Annotated in this window: 13 protein-coding genes; 1 reads left to right on the forward strand and 12 read right to left on the reverse strand. The window is 40.3% G+C overall.

Annotation, left to right across the window (positions count from 1 at the left end; translation table 11 throughout):
* Positions 1-151 precede the first annotated feature (151 nt).
* Positions 152-964: a Cof-type HAD-IIB family hydrolase gene (locus RBATCC27255_RS03130; RefSeq protein WP_101028702.1), complete on the reverse strand. Its 813-nt coding sequence runs from the start codon at positions 962-964 to the stop codon at positions 152-154.
* A gap of 225 nt (positions 965-1,189) precedes the next feature.
* Complete coding sequence (locus tag RBATCC27255_RS03135; protein ID WP_101028703.1) at positions 1,190-1,933, reverse strand: signal peptidase I; 744 nt, start codon at positions 1,931-1,933, stop codon at positions 1,190-1,192.
* 15 nt (positions 1,934-1,948) lie between these two features.
* On the opposite strand from RBATCC27255_RS03135, the gene RBATCC27255_RS10280 reads away from it, so the two are divergent.
* Entirely contained in the window at positions 1,949-2,341 is a 393-nt protein-coding gene (locus RBATCC27255_RS10280) for a hypothetical protein (protein ID WP_169923222.1), read from the forward strand.
* Positions 2,342-2,476: 135 nt separating this feature from the next.
* Here RBATCC27255_RS10280 and RBATCC27255_RS03140 read toward each other — a convergent pair whose 3' ends face one another.
* The 10 genes from RBATCC27255_RS03140 to RBATCC27255_RS03185 form a co-directional block, all read right to left on the reverse strand.
* The gene (locus RBATCC27255_RS03140) at positions 2,477-3,721 is read right to left on the reverse strand and encodes an Ig-like domain-containing protein (RefSeq protein ID WP_101028704.1); all 1,245 of its coding nucleotides are present in this window, start codon (positions 3,719-3,721) and stop codon (positions 2,477-2,479) included.
* Positions 3,722-3,756: 35 nt separating this feature from the next.
* Positions 3,757-6,951 carry an InlB B-repeat-containing protein gene (locus RBATCC27255_RS03145; RefSeq protein WP_101028705.1) on the reverse strand — a complete coding sequence of 1,065 codons (3,195 nt, stop codon included), beginning with the start codon at positions 6,949-6,951 and terminating at the stop codon, positions 3,757-3,759.
* Positions 6,952-6,979: 28 nt separating this feature from the next.
* Positions 6,980-8,896, reverse strand: a complete 1,917-nt coding sequence (locus RBATCC27255_RS03150; RefSeq protein ID WP_101028706.1) for a hypothetical protein — start codon at positions 8,894-8,896, stop codon at positions 6,980-6,982.
* Positions 8,897-8,923: 27 nt separating this feature from the next.
* Complete coding sequence (locus RBATCC27255_RS03155; RefSeq protein WP_101028707.1) at positions 8,924-9,928, reverse strand: hypothetical protein; 1,005 nt, start codon at positions 9,926-9,928, stop codon at positions 8,924-8,926.
* A gap of 9 nt (positions 9,929-9,937) precedes the next feature.
* Entirely contained in the window at positions 9,938-12,484 is a 2,547-nt protein-coding gene (locus RBATCC27255_RS03160) for a coiled-coil domain-containing protein (RefSeq protein WP_101028708.1), read from the reverse strand.
* A 93-nt stretch (positions 12,485-12,577) separates the two neighbouring features.
* Positions 12,578-14,113: a hypothetical protein gene (locus RBATCC27255_RS03165; RefSeq protein ID WP_101028709.1), complete on the reverse strand. Its 1,536-nt coding sequence runs from the start codon at positions 14,111-14,113 to the stop codon at positions 12,578-12,580.
* A gap of 312 nt (positions 14,114-14,425) precedes the next feature.
* Positions 14,426-15,169, reverse strand: coding sequence for a signal peptidase I (locus RBATCC27255_RS03170; protein WP_101028710.1), 744 nt, complete (start codon positions 15,167-15,169; stop codon positions 14,426-14,428).
* 63 nt (positions 15,170-15,232) lie between these two features.
* Complete coding sequence (locus RBATCC27255_RS03175; RefSeq protein ID WP_101028711.1) at positions 15,233-16,054, reverse strand: hypothetical protein; 822 nt, start codon at positions 16,052-16,054, stop codon at positions 15,233-15,235.
* A 114-nt stretch (positions 16,055-16,168) separates the two neighbouring features.
* Entirely contained in the window at positions 16,169-16,975 is an 807-nt protein-coding gene (locus RBATCC27255_RS03180; RefSeq protein ID WP_101028712.1) for a hypothetical protein, read from the reverse strand.
* Between the two features lie 156 nt (positions 16,976-17,131).
* Positions 17,132-17,950: a hypothetical protein gene (locus tag RBATCC27255_RS03185; RefSeq protein ID WP_101028713.1), complete on the reverse strand. Its 819-nt coding sequence runs from the start codon at positions 17,948-17,950 to the stop codon at positions 17,132-17,134.
* Positions 17,951-18,049: the final 99 nt, after the last annotated feature.

Here is an 18,049-nt window from a genome sequence, read left to right on the forward strand (position 1 = left end):
AAAGATTAGTCCCCTAATTTGGCTATTATATACAAAAAGGAGTATCAATTTCCATTTCACGCATTCCAACACGGAATTGCTGACGAAAACGACACTCCCTTAGCCTTCCCTTTTCGATTTTCAGTTATTTTTAAAGCAGAAAGCCTTGCGGTTACGACTTCAAAATATATTTTTCAAGTGTGTTCGCAATTCCGTCCTCATCATTTGACTCGCAGATATAATCGGCAATTTTCTTAATATCAGGCTCAGCATTGCCCATTGCAACACCAAAGCCTGCGTAGCCGATCATAGTCATATCGTTATAGTTGTCGCCGAATGCAACAAGCTCGTCCCTTTTCATTTTGAGTTTATCAAGCAGCAGCGGAAGCATTGAGCCTTTAGTAACGCCAAAGGGCATAATTTCAAGAAAATACGGCGCGCTCTTATACACATCAAGCAAGCCGTCGTAACGGTCTGCAAGAATTTTCTGATACTTATCAAGCTCATCGGGTTCGCCGGCAAGAAGAATCTTGTTGATAGCAAATCTTACAGATGATATAAAATCGTCAACAACAACCATTTCAGCCTTGATAACGTCCCTTTCAACATAGGTATAGTCGTTCACCTTGTTGTCAGAGATAATTCTCCTGTCATCATAGGTGTTGATTGTAATGTTTGAATCCTTAAGAACATTTACGATATCGGGAAGATACTCAAGCGGAAACTGCTTGCTGACCATAGTTTCGCCTGTTTCGCAGTTGATAATCCTGCCGCCGTTAAATGCCATAATAAAACCGCCAAAGCGGTCAAGCGCAAGGTCCTTTGCAATCGGCATTATTCCTATGGGATGTCTGCCTGACGCAAGAATAATTTTCTTGCCCTGTTTCTGCGCCTCCATAAGAGCATATCTTGTACGGGGAGTAATCTCCTTTTGGGAGTTTGTCAGCGTACCGTCAATGTCAAGCGCTATTAATTTGTAATCCATGAAACCACCCTTAACATATCAATTTCTAAACACAATCAGTATGTTACGGTCAAATTTGACCGTATAAAATATAACACAAATCGCCCAAAAATGCAACTAAAAAGCCGCTTTTAGCCCATATAAAAGCTATTTTCACCATTTTTCCGCTTTGTCTTTTTTGCCAACAAAAAACGGACGAAAAGAGAATTTTCCTTTCGTCCGAAATTAAATATATTCAGCTTTTATTTATTCTTCCGATTTTGTATCGTTGTCGGATTCAGTCTTTTGCTGTAATTTTTCCTTCTGCAAACGGTCTATAATTTCGTTGATGTCGCTGTCCTTCGGTGATTTGTCATGTCCCGTAAGTATTCGTATTATAACGACAAGCTCATCAATGAATATCAGCAGCAGCGCCGCAATAAAAATCAGCAGTCCCCACGGTGAGAAGAAAAGGTTGTACAATGTATCAATGAATCCGAGCTTGCACACCATAATATAAAGCACATCTTCGGTTGAAATTTCCGGGTCGGGAGTATCGTTTGCAATGCCCTTTGTCTGTAGCTTATATGTGCCGTCAGCTGTTTTATACGGTGCAACTACAACCTTATGAGTCACGAGAAGTCCCTCGGTCTGCCCACTGCCGCGATAGGTGATAATATCGCCGACCTTGAGGGCGGTCGGATTGTCAACGCACTTTCCGAGAATAACATCGCCGATCATAAGCTCGGGCTGCATACTGCCCGTTGAAACTCGAAGCACGGAATATCCGAAAAGCGAAGGTGTTTTTCCGTTCACCTTTGAACCCATAAAGACAATTACGGTCAACACAAGTATTGCAAGCACTCCCCAGCAAATTATATTTTTAATTATCCGCAGGGTTTTGCGAAGCTTTGATTCATGCCTTTTCTTTATTCTATTTTTTGATTTGGGGTGTTCGGTTGTTACAGATGTCACTTCAACCGCATTTTCAAAATCGTTATTTTTATCCATAAATTCCTCCACGGTGTGCCACCGTTCTCAGTTCGTGAAGACAGTTTGTCAAATTCAAAACATATTTCGCCCGAGCGTTGTTTTGTGGTTTGCGTAATTATTCGTGGCGGTGTGCCACCGTTCTCAGTTCGTGTAGACAGTTTGTCAAATTCAAAACATATTTCGCCCGAGCGTTACTTTGTATCGGTCTTTACTTTCATTCATATCGGTGTGCCACCGCTCTCAGTTCGTGAAGACAGTTTGTTAAATTCAAAACATATTTCCCCCGAGCGTTGTTTTGTGGTTTGCGTAATTATTCGTGGCGGTGAGCCACCGTTCCCAGTTCGTGAAGACAGTTTGTTAAATTCAAAACATATTTCCCCGAATGTAACATTGCAATCGTTCGTACAAACACAAGCTATCCGTTAATGAACATATTTTATATAACGAAAATGCGTATATATTCGTCAAAACGGGCGGATTTTATTCTCTGCCGCCGATTATAAATTATAATAAAAAAGGGCTGTAAAAACAACCCTTTTGGAAATTTAAAATTTTAAAATTTTAAAGTGAAATTTGTACATCGCCAAGTGAATATGCAGCGCTGGATGCTGTATCGTTTTTGATATACCAATACACCTTTGTGACAACAGGATCGCTGTCGGTTTTGCCTTCAATCTTCATATTCGTAACAATCGGAATATACGAGCTTTTAGCCGGTTCTTTGCTTACGGTAAGCTCACATTTTGCAGTTATTTTATCACCGTACGCACCCGTAGATGTAACTGTAACAGTAGTCTTGCCTGCCTTTTTGGCAATAACCTGACCTTTACCGTCAACTGTTGCAACATCAGTTTTTGACGATGTGTAAGTCACTGTACCCTGTGCCTTTGCGCTTAAATCAAATGTCTTACCTACTACAGCTTCTGCATTAGAATAAAAACTTGAAATTCCGGCAGCTTTAGCAAGCTCACCATTCACCTTGGTCTGTTCATAAACGGTTCGGAATTTATTGTCCCAATGAAACCACAATACAGTATTATATGTATCTACATTAGTATTATCACTGCCTTCGCACCATTCTTTACCACCAACTGTATTCTTTTTGTACATTTTTACATTATTATAATTATATGGGATTGTACAATAAGAAATATCATAATTAGCTTTAAAATTTGAATAACCTGGTGTAGCAAGAGTATATTCCACATCTGATTTTAAAAAGCTATTATTCACGCCTGCTTCAACGGCGCCCTGACCATTCCAACTATGCAGAAAATAATCACCGGGATTTAAACTATTACGGTCAGCTTTCAAATTTTCGGGTAAAGAATCAGCAGTAACAAAACCAACATACACATTCTTCTTATTCACATTACACTGTGTCTTGGAAACATAGGATGTTTGTGAATCGGAGGTAAATCTCTTGTAGGTTCTGAGGGGGCTGTTCACACCGACAGAAAGTTTGTTAGTTTCCGAATTATTAAGGAACAAAGAAATTGACTGCGGTGCATTTCCCGTGTTCTTTACCTCTGTACAGAAATATTTTGTTTCATGGGCGGAAACAGTTGTCAAACCACTAAAATTAAACGGATCAGTACTATACTCACTGCCGTCATCTTTTGTAGCAACATAAGTAACAGCAGTAATATTTTTTCCGTTGGTCACATTGTAATCTCCGCTCCAAGAGAGGGAGTCGCCCTTTTGCACATCAGGACGATTAAACCACGAAAAAGTCGTAGTTGTTCCACACAACAAACACAGTACAAGTCCGAGCACAATAACAAGTGTAAATTTAGATTTCTTCATGGTTTCACCTCCGTTGAATTACTTGTTTTGCAGATTTACTGCCAGTTACCCGTCCCATCTCCGGTTGCCGTGTAGATTGTCTTTGTGCCTCTGTTACCTGTATTCCAACTATTCCAAACCTCATTATCAGTATTAGGATTTATACGCTGAATTGTAAACGAAGTTACATTAGCAGGTATATCCTTCCATGTCCAATTGGTTTGACCTTTAATCGAACTAAGATCACGATAACTTCCGTCAGGTAATACAAGTCTCATTTTGGGGGTTGAGTTTGATATCCATTTACTACCAGCACTGTTATCAGTACTGTCGACCAGGGTTATATCAATCGAAGTAATAGGTTTAGGTTTCGGAACATATTCTACAAGTGCTTCAGGTGAGCCACTCTCAAAGAGGTATGTCTTGCCGATTGTACCCTCAAGTCCACTATTGCTTGGATACTGAGTGCCACTACCATTGTTTACAATAACTCTGAATTTACCTTTATCAGAAGTTGTAAATTCTAATTTATAATAGCCTGTAATATCATCATAATCAGCAACCTTACCCGGCCATCCACCTTTGTATTCAGTCCCTGAATCGCTGTATACATATGCATTATAAGTGCTGAATCCATCTCTGGGTTCAAAATAGATTGTTGTTGTTGACTCAGTAGTCTCCAACTCAAACTTAGCATACAGAGTGATTCCCTTGCTAACTTTATTTAAGGTTATAGGTGAAACATTGTTGTTTTCATCGAAATACGGTTCATTACAAGCCTCGTCCTTATACCAACCGGCAAACTTGTAACCGTTATTGGCACTTGCCTTAACTGTTACATTTTCGCCCTCCATAACGGGAGCTTTCGAAATTTTATCGGCTTTTTCGTTGCCAACCTGTACAGTACCGGCTGTAACAACATTTCCGTTGTTGTACATCGCTTTGGCTTCTACCGTATACAAAGCCTTAAATCTTGCATACAGTGCATATGTCTTTACATCAGAATATTGTATCGTCATTTTTGTAGAATAGACGCCGTTATCTAAGATACAATCTTTAACCGCTACCTTCGGATCTGCTGCATCTTTACTCTCATACCAACCGATAAAAGCATAGCCGCTTTCAGGCTTAGCATAAAAAGTTACTTCTCCGTTACGATTTACCGTTGTTGTTACTTTCGACGCATATTTATTATTGTCAAAAGACACCTTACCGGCTTTATCAAAGGGAGCGTTATTACCGTGCTGAGTGTATGCTTCTACAGTATAAGTATCAACTTTGAATTTCGCATACAACTTCTTGGAAACCTCAACATTAGCCAATTCATATTTATCGCTCGAACTCTCCGAAATACTCTCACAGGCTTCATCTGTGTACCAACCTTCAAAAACATATCCGTCTTTAGCTTTTGCGTAATATGTAACTGTGCTGCCCTTAACAGCATTGAGTGTAATGTGTGTTCCATCGTTGGAATCTACAGTCGAGTTTTGGTTTCCACACTTAATTTCAACTGAGCCGCCATTTGTGCTTTCAGAAAGGTTTGCACCGTCATATGTTCTGACATAAGCCTCAAATGTCAACGACTCAACATAAACGGCTGTAAAGTTATAGTTACCTGAAGCTGTCGGGGTAAAATAACCGTTGCTGTCAATACCGTCTGCCACGGCACTTGTATCGCTGTTTACCCAGTTTTTCAATACGAAACCTTTTTTAGGATTTGCTATTAGCTTAACCTTTGTACCTGGGGTTACAGAAATTGTAGTACTTGTCAAACCATCATAACTAACTTTAGGATCTCCTGCATCTTTCTTGCCTGCAGTAACAGTAATAGTAGCAGGTGGATCCCAATAACCTGTTGTAGCAGAAGTAACAACAAAAAGCGTTGAATTGCCTCTGTTAGGAGCAGGAATTTTATATGTATTACCGTTATTTGTAAAAGAAAAAGTCATGTTGTCTGCCTTTTCCTTTGCAATATAACCGACCCAGTTTTTCTTGTCAGCAGTAAATGGCATTCTAACTTTACTGTAAGAGTCATTTTTATCCGGAACCATATATACACTTGAAACATTGCCTGTATCAGGGAGTACATCGGCGGTTTTGCTTGAAACACTGATTTCAATCACTTCACCCCATGTACCGTATCCGGCATTACTGTTATTATGATCGCCATAGGCGGTGTAGTACATACTGTCGCCAGAATTGAGCGACTTCATATCAGTAGTCCAAGTAACACTTTCCGAGGTGAACTTAACTTTTGTACCGTCAGCGGCGGGTGTATAATCACAGTAATATGTATGCGACTTCGCATCAAACTTCATCGCTACAGAAGTTTTGCTACCCTGCTGAAATGTTACATTCTTTGTCCAATTTTTTGTGGTATCATTTACAGTACGGTCAACAAAATACACTTTATTGCCTTTTTTGTTCTGAGTTACAATATTAACATCAGTTATTGAAACAGTTTTACCGGCATATGCAGTAGCCGCATTATCATCCTGAAGCCACACTTTAATATTTATTGTTTTACTGCTTCCTCTATCAACCCGAAACAACTCCGTTGGTCTAGGTTCAGAACTAACAACAAAATCGCTAAAAGCTTGAACATTCTCAGGAGCGTTAGTGCCATCTGCTTTATTTACAACATTTCCGTCACCGGCATTAGAACCGCATACAACCGTATTTTGAGTATCGGTATCTGTAATTGCCATTCTTACAAGGTTTCCTGAAACATTTTCACCACCTATAGTTATCTTAGGTACTTGATCAAGGTAAAATTCTGCATGATCCGCTTTAAAGGTTTCATCAACCTTTACATTAAATGAAAAGTCAATATAATTAACATTCTTATCGTTTACATCCGCACATCTGTAAGAGCCAACACCAAACTCAGAAGCACCTGATTTCTTTATTGGAAAAAATATATTTTCACCGTCAGCACTTGAAGCCGAAGCAAGATGCACTCCACCCGCAGCACGGAAATATTTAGTCAAGTCAATGATTTTGTTTGAATAACCATCACCACTGCCAATATCGGCATTAGTATAAACATAGTTGTCAATTTTTGCGCCCTCAGCTTTAATTGTGATTGTTGAAATAGTTTCAACCCAAGCCGAAACGGACACAACCGATATGGCGAGTACTTCAACAAGTGCCACCATAGTGAGTATAAAACCTTTTCTTGTTTTTTTATTCTTGCCAAATGCAAGTCTGTTTTTCAAATACTCCCTTAAAAGAGCAAGTCTTTCTCTCATCGTGACACCTCCTTAATGTGTTAATCAATTAATTTTCCCAATTGCCTGCTTTTTCAACTATACCTGATCCTTGATTTACCAAACTATAAGATATGATATATTCGTTAGAACCCGCACTCTCAGTAAATGTATGCTGAATGTTTGTAGGCACTAGATAATTCCTTATTATTGGATCTTCTTTTGCAGGATCATACAAATCAAATCTTACAAGTCGAGAACCGCTTTTGACGCTTGTCTTTGACAGCACGCACTTATCTCCGCCACCCTGCGGCTTCATTTCATAAGCGGTTTCTGTACCGTTTGAATCGAAAACGGCTTTTAGTACCAAAACATCCTGACTAAGCAGATTTCTCAGACCTCCGCCGCCGTTATATGAATTATATTCATTTAACCATAAATTGTAATCAATTTGAATATCCGCTCTCGCGTAGGTCTCTCCGGTTATCGGCAGTTGTTCGGTTGTAGTCGGTTCAACACTGCCGCCTGAACTGTTGGCATACTTTGTACCCCAATATCCGATACACGGGGCAACATTTTCAGCAACAGTAGGGGTATCGCCGTAACCGTTACCGTGTACGGCATAATAGGTATTTTCTTTATTTCCGGTTGCAGTTCCGTCATCTGTGCGGTATGTCTGAAGACCGTTTTTATTTATGTCAAGTGACCAATCATATGCTTTTTTACCATTGCCACTTTTATTTGCAGCAATCCATGTATTTACTTCAGCTGTTGTATGCCATACATTATATATTCTGCCTACCTCAACATCATTAGTTCCGTCAAGCTTAATTTTCTCTTTTACTTTACTATATCGCATAAAAGATATGTTTGTTATTTTATCCTTTGGCAGATAAGCTATCCATTCAATAGGTTTTTTTCCATCACTCTTTGACTCACTCATTACTACTGACTTTGGATTTTGAAAGTTTTCGTCATAATAGGTCATAACAAGGAAACATCCGGCATTGCCAACCCACCTGAGTTCCGTATCTTGGTCATTGTCAGCATCACCTTTTGTTTTGTCAACGAAAGTAACATATTCCATATCTTTCCAGTTACTTTCAAGTTCAACTGTAATTGACACATCCTGACCCTCGTAAGCGTCACAGTTCTCTCCGGTTGCCTCAAGCCACGCAACCATGGTTATGTTTTGAGATTTAAGACCGTCAAGAGTAAAAAGAGGAGCACCTGTACCGAAATAGTAGTCGGAAAATGACCTGCCCTTTGCTTTAGTGGTTGTTGCCGAGCCAAGCGAATTAACAGAACTTACTGCCTGACATTCGTCAGCGTAGTTGTCAATAATTGCAGTGGGATCAATAACGGTCGAAGCCTCAGCACTGTTTCTGATGAATGCAATCCTTATTGGACAAGGATTCTGATATGCCAGATATGTCGATGGCTTGTTGTTGCTGTCAACAGTAATATGTGTTGCACCGTCATAAACTTCTGTATTACCTGTATTTTTATTTTTTACCTCAACTTTGTAACTTTTTACATATACTTCAACCTGACCGCCTGTTTGACCGGTAAGGGTAAAATCGCCGTATATGTATCCGTTATTTTTATCTCCTACTGTGCCTTCACGAAATTTCATTTCGCTTGTGCCAACGCTTTGTCCTTTATCGCCGTATCCGCGATCTACAGGGAAAAACATATTACGACCGTCAACACTTGATGCTTCTTTCAGCTTTGCCTGTTTTACGGTGATTGTATTTCTTATTTCTTCACCCTTATTAACTCTCATTCCGGCAGCAGATTCAAGAGAAAAGGGATCTGAATCAATAGTTGCCGTATCTCTTATTGTGAACCATGAAAAAGTAGATACTGCGAAAATACTTAAAACAAGAAAAAGAGCAACATATGAAGTCGTGACCTTTTTTGTGTTATTCAGTCTTGAGTCAACTAAACCGTTGAGAAAGTTACAAAACTTATCTTTCAACTTCATCAAAAATTCCCCTTTCCTACTTTAAAATCAACTTTCTTTTGTCTCTTTTGTCAATACAAGATTAACATTAAATTTTCCGTTTACAAGGGCAAGTCTTGCCTCTGCGTCTTCGCCCTCGATCCACATATTACAGGTTACCATAGCACTGAAGAATTGATCATCTTCTTGACCTGTTCCTGAGGGCTTTTCAAGTCGTGCAATGGTTTGGTTTTTACCAAGCTCATAGGTAAATTTTCCGTCAACAAAACCATCTTTATTCACAACAAACGCACTATCAGTTTTAGAATCGCTGATTGTTTGTTGTGCCTTTTTCGTGTCATAGTATACATGACTGTACGAAACTCCGCTTGGCATATTGTCTGACAAAGTGTACTCGTCAGTCTCCTGCTTCAACAAGATATTCGGAGCCGGCAACCACAGGAGCTTTTTAGAAGGAGGATCCTGCTTATAGTCAACAACCGAGAATCTTACTGCACCAACTACGGAATCTCTTGAAAAATTACCGTACTTGCTTTTATTTTTAATGCCCGTACCGTCTTGAGTTGTGAGTTGAGGAGCATCCGGTTTTATTGTTGATTTTTTGCCTATTGATATATTATACTGCGATTTTGCACGAATGTAAAGGTCAAACGACAAATAATGCAAATTTTCAGTAGGCTTACTCCACTCTCCATCTGGATTAACATGGGCTTGGCCGCCTGATTGAATCAAAGACGGTTTGCTAAAATATGTGCCGTCACCGGTTATTTCAGTCAACTGAAGTTTATCAAGAAAATTGCAATTAGCTTTACTAAGCGTAATATTACCCGTTTTATATGCGGTAGGAGCAGGGGCACCGTGCCCAACAACAGCAATTTCAATACCGTCAGGTGCCTGACACTCAACCTCTATACCGTTGGCATCAACTGAATTCTTATCCGTAAACCACGCCTGAATGCCGCAAAAGCCGGCAAGTGCAACAGTGAACAGAACTATTAAATTTTTAGCAATCATTCTGCCCGTTTTTCTGTTGGGCGCAGTAGAGTTTTTCATTTTTGCCCCTTATTCTTTACCAAAATAAACTGAAACAAATCCGTTTGCTTTCAGAGTTTTGTTATGGAAAACAGTTGTTTTTCTTTTGGTTGCATCTCTTACAATGTTTTCAAAATTCATCACAAACGGTCTGTCAACACCGGAGAATGTAATTACAATCGGCAGATTGCTCATACCTTTCAGCATTGAACACAAATCGTTAAATGCAACAGTAAGATCTGCCTGCTTTTTATAAACATTATATACGCTTGCGCCGCTCTGTGAAAAGCCTGCAAGCACAACACCCTTTTTACTTCTGCATATGCAAAGAGATCTTACGCTTTTCTGTGCGTTTATAAGCTCGTCTGCAACAGTAGCTTTGCCGAACTTAACAAGCTCATCGGCATATTTTGAAACAACTGCAACACTGCCGAAGCCGTAGTCACGAACGAACAAATCGCCTGTATCCTTGACAGATTTAATTTCATCCTTAACAAGGCTGATTTTTTCGCTTGCTTTCTTTTCGGCTTTGCGAATTTCAGCCTGAGCCTCTTTTTTAACCTCGGCAACCTTGGCTTTCATACGCTTTTCACAAGCTTTTTCTGCAAGCTCAACCTTTTTGTCAACCGACTTATAAGCCTTTTTAAGCTCAGAAGCGTGAGCGGCATTGCTTGCTGCTGATGATTTAAGGTTGGCTTCCTTAATTTCAACAAGTTCCTTCTTGTGAGTTTCTTCTTTATCTGCAAGCTCTTTAAGATGCTTTTGCTCGGTTTCATTTGCCCTTGCGGCAAAATCCGCATTAAGCTTGGCAACATAATCATTATGTTCGACCTCAGCATCCGCAATCTTATGATTGAGCGATTCAACCTCGGCTGTGTGAGCATCTGTCATTTGCTGCTTTTCATCAGCAAAATCGGCATTCATTTTATTGACAGTGTCCCTGTGCTGAACACGCTCATTCTGAAGTGTTTCCGTAAGATTTTCATTTTTCTCGGTTAGGTCGGTAATCCTGCGGTTATCCTCTTCAATCTGCGCATGGCACTTTTCAAGGCTCTGTGTAAGAGCGGCAATCTTTGCAAGCTGCTCGGCAACCTGAGTTTCAAGCTCTGCAATATGAGCCTTCTGCTCGGCGATAACAGCTTCCTGCTCTTTCACCTTTGTCTGCAAACGAGCATTCTCCTGCACAAGCACGAGAATTCTGTTATTTAATTCTACTATTTTTTTATTGAGTGTGTCAATAGTCTGATTGAGTTCATCAATCGTTTTATTCAACTCTTCAATAGTATCTTTTAACTGCTGATTTTCTTCCTCAAGCTCGGCAATTCTCTTTTCTGCCTCCATCAACTTGAGTTTTGTCTGCTGGAGCTCTTTCTTAACCTCTTCAAGTTGGTCTTCAAGAGCAGAAACCCTGCCCCTAAGAGTGAGAATCTGCTGTTCTTTCTGATCAATTATAACCTTTAAATTCTTGATTTCATTCGTGAGGTCAAGAATTTTCTTTTCGCGTTCACGGATTTCACGAAGGCGGATTTCCATCTCCTCTTTACGAACAGCATCAAGCTGTGCCTTCATAACCGCCTCGCGGGTCTTCTGCGGCTTTGATTCTTCCTCGGCAATTCGTGCATTTTCAGCGTCGTACTGTTCCTTAAGGATTGAACGAAGTGCCGGGTTTGTAGCAATAGACATCATAAAATGCTGGAATCCCATCGCAAAGTAAACATCCTGCTGAACAGTATCTGTCATTTTGCCGTTGTATTCCTCGCTTACAACCTCAAAGCCTTTACGCTTGTAGCTGTCGAGAAAGTTCCACAGCTCAACCACTCTTTTAAAGTTGGGGTTCTTTTTGAGAAGGTTGGTCTGCATGAGCGGAGGACGAACCTCAGGCTCTTTTGAGATTTCCTTAATCAACTGAGTGTTTAAAAACTCATTAAGGGTTGTTCTGATTCTTCTGATTCGGTCAAAGTCCGAAAGCTGAGAAACATCAAGAACATCAAGGTCATCCGCAAGAGTTTCGTGAGATTCATTTATATAGTTAAGATTAAAATCTACTTTTTTCTCATTAAAATCAATGTGACGAACCATAGAAATTTTATTATAGCTGTCGTTCGGCACATCCTTCATCTTTGAATACTTGTCGTCAACAAAGTGAAGCGCTTTGCGAATCAGCGTCATAAGCACACGGTTTTCATAAATAGCAAAGCTTTCTTCGCGCTCAATTGTGAGGATTTTGTTAGGCGTTACCATATCACCCTCAACCTTGGCGATAAAGTTAGTGTGCTGCGAAAGGTGCTTAACAGACTCGGGACCAATCTTTTTTGCAAGCTCAACTCTAACAACATTGTCAACCTGCTTAATAAAACGGCGCTGTTCGTCTATTGCTTTCTGAATGTACGGAAGTGTTTCCTCAATGGCAACAACCCATTCCATATCAATTACCTTTTCGTTGGTCTTACCGTCGAGCTTATCCTCGCCCTTATCGCCGTCCTTAAGGCCTTCTGTTATGTAATTGTAAGTAAAATCATTTTTCAGAATGTCCTGCATATACATATATGCTCTGAAATATTTACCAAAATCAGCCATTGATTTTTCTCCAATCAGATAGTTTTACCGCTAAAGGGACAAAGTCCTTTCACCAAGCAAAGGGCGAACAGAGTTCGCCCTGAATTGCTAAAATTATACAAGCTTCTTGAGCATACGGAGATAATCCTTGCTCTCAGTCATATTTTCTTCGCCGAAAAGCTCGTCAATATACGCACAAAGGCCATCTATTTCATCACGAATGTATGAAAGATTGAGTGACTCAAATTTTCTAAATACCTTGCGGGCAAGAACATAGTCAAGACCGTCAAGCTCTGTACCGCCTGTTCCGACATAAGCAGGAACAAAGTCACGAAGCTGTTTTACAATACGGTTACCAAAAGCTATGCGGAAATGCTCAATAACATAATCATCCAGAAGGGCAATCTTTTTGAGGTTCTCTTCCGAAACAACAAATTGAACCTTAGCGGCATTGAGGATGTACTCAAAATGTTTGTATGAAATGTATACAGAGTCTGTGAGAGGTGCTTCAAAAGGAACACCCTTTGTGTCGATGTTAATCGGCATAGCACGGTCATAAACCTTATCTGTGATAGCAAATGTCGAGTCATCGTTATTCGCAGTACCGATGTACCACATATTCGGCGGAATTTTGAGCTGACCGTTCACGATATGCTTCGGGTCAGACGGCCAAGAGTTCGGGATGATATCAACAACCCACTCATCTCTTGACGGCATTTCAAGAATTGAAAGCATCTCGGCAAAGTAATACTCAACTCGAGCGATATTCATCTCATCGAGGATTACCGCATAGATGTTTTCGTTATACGATGCCTCATACATTGCACGTAGAAGCTCAGTTTCGTTGAACTTCTTTGTAAATTCGTTGAAGTAACCGAAAAGCTCTGTTCTGTCGCGCCATGACGGCTGAACGGAAGCAACGATTGAAGGATTGTTTACAAACTTACCAAAGGCGTAAGCAAGTGAAGTTTTACCTGTACCTGAAATACCCTGAAGGATAATGAGTCTGGTAGACGCAAACGCAGCAACAAAAAGTCTGATAAGCTTAATATCGTAGTAAAGACCAAGCTGTGAACAAGCAAAGAGTCTGAAACGCTCACAGAACTCGGGAAGTGTGATATCGTTGTCATAAACCGGCGGAACATAATCTGCCCAAAGATGGTCGATTTCCGTAAGCTTGTAGAAACGGCTTTCGCCTGTGTCCTCTTCTTCGCCGTTCTTGAGTGACTCGATTTCTTCGCCTGTAAGCTCTGAAATCTCGTTGGGGTTAAGACCAATCTGTGAAACCTTCATAGAGAGAATCTTATCCTTTTCAAGGTTAAGTCTCATAACCTCTTTGTTGAGTGCCTGAACCTCTTTAACAAGAGAATCTGTATCTTTTCTTCTTCTGTGCGAACGAATAAACTTTTTTACAGCGACGACAATAAGCCATACGCAAAGTGCAAGCACAGCTACCAGAAGCACAATGGCAATAATCGCAATTACCCATGCGAGGCCGCCAAGCTCCGTGGTATAGGCATTAATAATGTTTACATAAGCGGAAAAATCAAAGGCATTGCCTACTCCGCCAAATAACCCGGTGATTATTGACCATAATGAGCCAAAAAACTGACCGAGAAATTCAAAAAGAAATTTAAATACTGTATCCACGGTACTTCGTCTCCTTAAAAAAATCTACTCTCATCTTCTTTAGGCGAAATTTCATCGCCTTATACTGCGGCGATAGGTAATCGCCGTTCGTTTCCGACGGAAACGGTTTTGTGTTAATGATTTGTTTTTGTATTATCAGAAAATCTGTATTTCAGACGGGAGAACTCGGTTCGCCACTGCAATTAACTGATAATTTCTGTTATGTTTTTACTGTAAGCTGTAACTGTATTTCTTTCTCAGCTTTGATGCTGAGAAAGAAATATACCGTTACGATAAACGCTATGAATGCGTTAGGGACAAATTTGTCATAACTTAATCGGAATTATCAGCGGAATTATTGCCGTCAGCAGGTGTTTGTACCTCAGGCTCATTTTCCGCCTTGTCCTGATTTTCTCCGACGGAGGCAAGATATTCCTCAATAGCTCTCTTTTTCTGTTCTTCGGTAAGCTCGGCGGAATCAACCGCAAGCTTTGCCTCTTTGAGAGTTTTTTCTTTATTGTAGGCAAGCAGGTTGAGAACAACACGAACCGCTTCATAAACAAAGAAAATAATCATCGGAAGCAGAACGCAGAGGAAAAATCCAAGCTGAGTTCTGATAAAGCTTAAAAAGTTACCCACGCCGCCAATCTTCGTACCTGTGTACTTGGCAACAATAGTCGAAGAGGTTTGAAGATCCTTATCGGGCTCGGGGTTGGTTTTCTTATTGTCACCCTGTGTTCTGTAGTAGGTAATGTTGTCATCCTTAACAACCTCAACAATTCGGTGGGTGTTAAGAACGGACTCACCGTTGACTGTGATTGGGAATGTAACAATGTCACCTTTCTGATATTCATATGAAGGGTCATTTGTAACATCACTGAAAATTAAATCACCAACGTTAATTGTGTCCTCCATTGAATCAGTCTGAACGCTGAGGGGTGCAATGCCGAAAATATTGGGGACCCCTGATGATTTAGATGTTAATGATAATGTAACAATAAGTACTGATACTACCAAAACCAGTATAACAACAATATCTATAATAACATTGATTATCTTTTTTAACACTTTTTTCATGCAAGGGGACTCCGATCAAATAATTTGCTTAATATTATGTTTTACTAACTGTTAATTTATAAATTAGTCAGCTGTAATTGTGAAAGTGATGTTTGGCATATCGTTACCAGCATATGCATCCTGGCAATCCACATCCTGGCCTTCAAACCATACGATAAGCATATAGTACTTAGCATCATTCTGATTAAGATCACCAGCATTAACAGAGATTGAGCTACCCTGTGTTGAAACATCTGAAGCAGCTGCTTTGATTGCACCTTCTCTGTCTGCTACGCCTGCACCAACATATTCAACAGGCTTAGCAGCGTCAGCACCAGCACTGTAAATGTTATCTCTAAATTCCTGAGCACTTGCAACCGTTGCAGTACCACGACCGGTGTCTGCTGTACAATCAGAAGGAACAAGAGCTACACGGAGGTAGTTTTTACCACTTGTAACAGCTGTTTCAGAAATATTTGCTGTAATCGTAACATTAGTAGCAGTCTCAGCACCTGTGTTCTTAACATTGAGCATATTGCAGAATACATTGCCTTCAGCAGTAGCTGTACCAACACCAGTAATTTTCTCACCGTTTGTAGCAGCACCTGACATACCATTTACAGCCTGAGCTTTGTACCAGTTTGCACCGTCATATGATGATGCCGGCTGGAGAAGCTTTTTAGCTGCATCTGTACCAAAGTTATAGTTGAGGTTGTCTGTCCAATCAGAAGTTCTGCTTGATACTAAGAGCAATGACTTCTTAGATGTCTGAACAGAGATACCTGTTGCCTGAGTTGTTGTGTCAGTTGTGAACCAAGCGAATGTTGCTGTACCAAGTGCGAGCATTGCCACGAGGAGCATTGCTACGGAAGAGATTAATAATCTCTTTCTTGATGTTGTTTTCATAGAGAAATTCCTCCTAAATAAAATTAATTTTTGTCCCTAAAACACCATAGGGATTTTTTGCTATATCAGTGCCGAGGCACATAATACCAAGTTGATGTAATACTGTACCGAAAATTACGGTTTTGCTGTGGATTCTTCATCGTCACGAACCGAGAACAGCATTCTCATTCTTACATGACCGTTTCGGATATCGTCGATACATTCGGGGTCGTTACCCTCAATCCAAATTACGATTGTGTATTTGTCAATATCGCCAACCTTGAATTTTTCGGTTGATGTTTTATAAACTTCCTTATCGCTTACAAACTTTGTGCAATCGGTTTCGGCTTTGCTTCTGTCTTTGTACTGACCTTTGCCGTAAATTGAGCTCTTGCCGTTTTTGTAAATCATAACTCGGGTTGCTTCATCTGCCGACTTAGCCGCACCTGTGATTTCAAGCACTGCGTCATAGTCAAGCTCAACCTCTCCGTTATTTTTACAATAGAAAGTATAAGCAACATAGTTTTTGCCGTTGTGCGCACCGTCCTTGCTTGTGTCAAGGTCAACAGGAAGCCATGCATATGTAATGTTTGTAACATCCTTAACCTGCTTCGCAGTAAGTGAAGCACACTGAGTTTTGAAGTCAGCGTCTTCGCTAAGCACGATACCTTTTTTTACGGCAGGAGAATCAATGCTGATAATCAAGTCGCCCCATTGCGTTACAAGCGTTGAAACAATGAACAGAATAAGAAGAATGATTATGCAGACCGAAAGGATAATACTCAAAAGCCGTCTGCGCTTTTTGTATTTTACAATCTCGATTGAATCATTTTTTACATGAAAATGTTCAATCTCGGAATCTGCCATTTTCTTATCATTTAAGCGACTTAACTCCTCGGGAGTAATCGGTTGTTCAATTTTTGGTTTCTTTTTTCCGAACAAGTTTTTCTCTCCCCTCAAAGTTGTATCCGTTTAACTGTCGGATTGTGCGTATTTCATTAACCCATAATTTTTCTCCTGTCTGAAATCTGCGTTGAATGACAGCTCCTCCAGGGCGGGCGGCCGATGACCGCCACTACGGGACATTGTTTAATTTAATTATGAGATTGGTTTATTGTCCTTATCGCATCCGATAAAGCCAAGCTGTACAGAAAGCTGTGCATCCTGAACATCGTCATCACACTCGGGGTCGTTACCCTCAATCCAAAGACGAACTGTTACCTTAACCGGTTCGAGCTGATTAAGATGAAAAAGCCTTGTGTTGTTTGAGTAAACCATTGAACCTGACGGCAAATCAAAAGTTGTCTGTCCGTTTACGGGATTACTTCTGTTCGGCTCATAAATTGTTGTGCCGTTGCCTGTTCCCTCGGCTGAGAAATCAACTCTTGCACAATTTACTACATCAGCCTTTGCGCCGGTTGATTCTGTCGATACCTTTGTACCGTCATCAGCACCTGCTTTTGTGCTTTCGGTTGTGAGGTGAACCCACATTTCCTCGGTTGCGATGAAGTAACATTCAAACTCAAGGTAGCTGTGCTTGTTAGGCTCTCTGACCGTGCCGCGCTGATTGGTGAACTCTGTACCCTCTCTTGTTGTAACAGGGTCAAGCACCGTATCTTCAAGGCTTGAACCGTGCTTTTTAAGGTAATCGTCAATCATTTCATTTGTGATTACCTTGCCGTATTTTTCAAGGTCTTTGCCGTGGTTTTCCATACTGACTTTAAGTTGTGCGGCAAGGCTGATATTGAGGTCAAGCTTGTCAACACCCGCGAAAGTGTTTACTGAGAACCACGCAACCGTAGCTGTCGTCATAGAAAGAAGGGTTATGATTGCCACAAATACAATCAGCCTTTTTCTCTTTTTAAATGGAACTTTATCACTGACCATTTTATCAATAATCCTGTTAAAAAGGCCCATGCAAACACTCTCCTCATAAGCACACATCTGCGCCAAAATATAATAGTATTTTATACCCTAAACGCACAATTTGCAATATTAATTCTTCGACTGTCACCA

Origin of the sequence: Ruminococcus bromii (assembly GCF_002834225.1) — a bacterium.
Classification (GTDB): domain Bacteria; phylum Bacillota; class Clostridia; order Oscillospirales; family Acutalibacteraceae; genus Ruminococcoides; species Ruminococcoides bromii.

What these genes read in the sequence shown, in the direction of transcription:
- RBATCC27255_RS03155 (WP_101028707.1), bottom strand. Translation starts at nt 9,928, where the DNA reads ATGAAAAACTCTACTGCGCCCAACAGAAAAACGGGCAGAATGATTGCT.
- RBATCC27255_RS03185 (WP_101028713.1), bottom strand. Translation starts at nt 17,950, where the DNA reads ATGGGCCTTTTTAACAGGATTATTGATAAAATGGTCAGTGATAAAGTT.
- RBATCC27255_RS03175 (WP_101028711.1), bottom strand. Translation starts at nt 16,054, where the DNA reads ATGAAAACAACATCAAGAAAGAGATTATTAATCTCTTCCGTAGCAATG.
- RBATCC27255_RS03150 (WP_101028706.1), bottom strand. Translation starts at nt 8,896, where the DNA reads ATGAAGTTGAAAGATAAGTTTTGTAACTTTCTCAACGGTTTAGTTGAC.
- RBATCC27255_RS03145 (WP_101028705.1), bottom strand. Translation starts at nt 6,951, where the DNA reads ATGAGAGAAAGACTTGCTCTTTTAAGGGAGTATTTGAAAAACAGACTT.
- RBATCC27255_RS03135 (WP_101028703.1), bottom strand. Translation starts at nt 1,933, where the DNA reads ATGGATAAAAATAACGATTTTGAAAATGCGGTTGAAGTGACATCTGTA.
- RBATCC27255_RS03130 (WP_101028702.1), bottom strand. Translation starts at nt 964, where the DNA reads ATGGATTACAAATTAATAGCGCTTGACATTGACGGTACGCTGACAAAC.
- RBATCC27255_RS03160 (WP_101028708.1), bottom strand. Translation starts at nt 12,484, where the DNA reads ATGGCTGATTTTGGTAAATATTTCAGAGCATATATGTATATGCAGGAC.
- RBATCC27255_RS03140 (WP_101028704.1), bottom strand. Translation starts at nt 3,721, where the DNA reads ATGAAGAAATCTAAATTTACACTTGTTATTGTGCTCGGACTTGTACTG.
- RBATCC27255_RS03170 (WP_101028710.1), bottom strand. Translation starts at nt 15,169, where the DNA reads ATGAAAAAAGTGTTAAAAAAGATAATCAATGTTATTATAGATATTGTT.